At 60.1% G+C, this 2,179-nt stretch carries 3 protein-coding genes; all 3 read left to right on the plus strand.

The window, feature by feature from the left end; translation table 11 throughout:
• Positions 1 to 117: 117 nt before the first annotated feature.
• Positions 118 to 552, plus strand: a complete 435-nt coding sequence (locus IAE77_RS01360) for a hypothetical protein (protein ID WP_294220711.1) — start codon at positions 118 to 120, stop codon at positions 550 to 552.
• Positions 553 to 650: 98 nt separating this feature from the next.
• On the plus strand, positions 651 to 1,100 hold the full coding sequence (locus tag IAE77_RS01365; protein ID WP_294220714.1) for a hypothetical protein: 450 nt from the start codon (positions 651 to 653) through the stop codon (positions 1,098 to 1,100).
• A 113-nt stretch (positions 1,101 to 1,213) separates the two neighbouring features.
• Positions 1,214 to 2,179: TolC family protein (locus tag IAE77_RS01370; protein WP_294220717.1), on the plus strand; the 966-nt coding region annotated here is incomplete at its 3' end.

Here is a 2,179-nt window from a genome sequence, read left to right on the forward strand (position 1 = left end):
GCGCCCCATCGCCACCGTCGTCATCGGCGGCATCCTCACCTCCACTTTCCTCACCCTGCTCGTCGTGCCCGTGCTCTACGACTGGATTGAGCGCAAAACCAAAAACCCAAACACACCATGAAAACACTGCTCAACATCCTCATCATCGCTGCAATCGCCACCACGTCTGCTTTTGCGGATGCCAAAGTCAAAGCCGGCCCTCGCAAAGGCCTCATCCTCGATCTCGGCGGCAAGCAAGCCGAGTTCTTCGTCGAAAAAGACCGCACTATCAGCATCGCCGTCTATGACGCCGCGATGAAGGCCCAAGCGGCCAGCACCGAAGTCATCACCGCCATCGCGGAAGCCCCCAGCGGCAAAGCCAAGCTCGAATTCGAGAAAAAAGGCGACCTCCTCGTCTCCACCACCAAGCTGCCCGAAGGTGAAGGCTACCAAGTCGTCGTCCAGGCCAAGTCCACCCCCGATGCGAAAACCAAGAACTTCCGCATCAAGCTCCAGCTCTACACCTGCAAAGGCTGCGGCAACGCCGAATACGCCTGCACCTGCGACGAGTGATTGAACCGCTCGAAAGCTCCTGATTCCAAGCTCCGGGATCAGGAGCTTCAAAAATTAGAATTGAATAAATCACCCACAGGATCATCTTAATGCCGTCCATGACCTCTCTCCGCAAACGCATCCTCACCACGCTGGCCGTTCTGGTCGTGGCGTGCGCGCAGGTGTTTGGGATGCAGCGGGGTTACATTTGTGATCATGGGGATTCATCCACCGAAACGAAGGCTGAGCATTGCCATCGGGTGCAGGAGGACGGGCACGAGCATGAGGTTCCCTGTGAGGACTCCCCCGGCAATGACTGCGATGGCAAGGGTGAGAAAGAACACCACCAGCCTTTGGCAGTTGATCTCCAGTCTTCTCCTACCAGCCAGACGCACGCTTTTGTCCCTGTCTTTACCGCAGTGCTGATTGCAGAGGTTCCCGACTATCACTGGGAGCCGATCCAGACGCACGCCGAGAAAGACCGATTGAAGATGCCCCTGGACACCGGGGGTGAGAGTCCGCCATCTGCCGCTGTGCAGGTGGCACGTTGCATGGTGATTTTGGTTTGAGGCAGGCCGCCAGCGCCGCCGTCCACGACTGACGGCTGAGCGCACTGGCGAGCCTTTTGCAATTCCGGGCTTGGCATGTCCACGCCTGCAAACCTCAACCCATCCCCCTTTCCATGCTTCGTTCCATCTCTCTGACTTTCTCATTGTTCGCTGCGGCTGTTTCATCCGCGCCAGCTCTCACTCTTTCTCTTTCCGACATCGGGCCGCGTGTCCGCGCCGCTCATCCTTCGTTGAAAGCCGCCCGCATGGCCGTGGAGGAGGCGCGTGGCCGCCAGCTCGGCGCGGGAAGGCTCGCCAATCCCTCTGTGGGCATGGATTCGCGCAATGAAACCTACCTCTCACCTGGTCAGGTCATGGTCTCGCTCGATCAATCGTTCCCGCTCACCAGACGATTGCGACTGGAGAAGCAGCTCACCGCGCAGCTCGTCACCGCAGCCGAGCTGGAGGTGAAGGATGCCGAGCGGCGCTTAATCTCAGAGGCGCAGACCTTGGCGGTGCAGATTCTCGCCATCGAGCAGCAGCGGGGTTTGCGCCAGCAGCAGACGGCGCTTGCCACCAAGCTCTCCGAGTTTGTTGCCGGACGTGCCAAGGCGGGTGAACTCTCCGCGCTGGATGCCGCCCAGGCCCAGGTGGACGCGCAGCGCCTCATCGTGGAAGCCCGCAAGCTGGAGGGCGAGAGCCGCAGCCTGCTGGGCACCCTCAAGCCCATGCTGAACCTCGATCCCGATGAGTCGCTGTCGATCTCCGGCGCACTTCCAGAGATGGGCGTGCCCGGCAAAGGTGCGAGCTGGATGCTGCGTGCAGACTATCAGCTCGCAGAGGCCAAGGTCATCGCTTCTCAAACCGACATCAATCTCGCCAAAGCCAACAAGTGGCAGGACGTGAGCGCGGGCATCTTCGCCGGGCCAGAGTATCAGAATGCCTCTGGCGATGATCGCCGCACCAATGGTGTGATCGGTTTCCGCATCTCGCTTCCGCTGCCTTTCTGGAACAAGAACGAGGGCCAAATAGCCGAGAAAACCGCCGCAGCAGAACGTGTGCGCCTGGAGCAAGCGGCACTCGGCAAGCAAATCCGCAGT

The organism is Prosthecobacter sp. (assembly GCF_014879935.1).
Taxonomy (GTDB): domain Bacteria; phylum Verrucomicrobiota; class Verrucomicrobiia; order Verrucomicrobiales; family Verrucomicrobiaceae; genus Prosthecobacter.

Coding starts and splice junctions, on each gene's coding strand:
- IAE77_RS01360 (WP_294220711.1), top strand. CDS start 118: ATGAAAACACTGCTCAACATCCTCATCATCGCTGCAATCGCCACCACG.
- IAE77_RS01365 (WP_294220714.1), top strand. CDS start 651: ATGACCTCTCTCCGCAAACGCATCCTCACCACGCTGGCCGTTCTGGTC.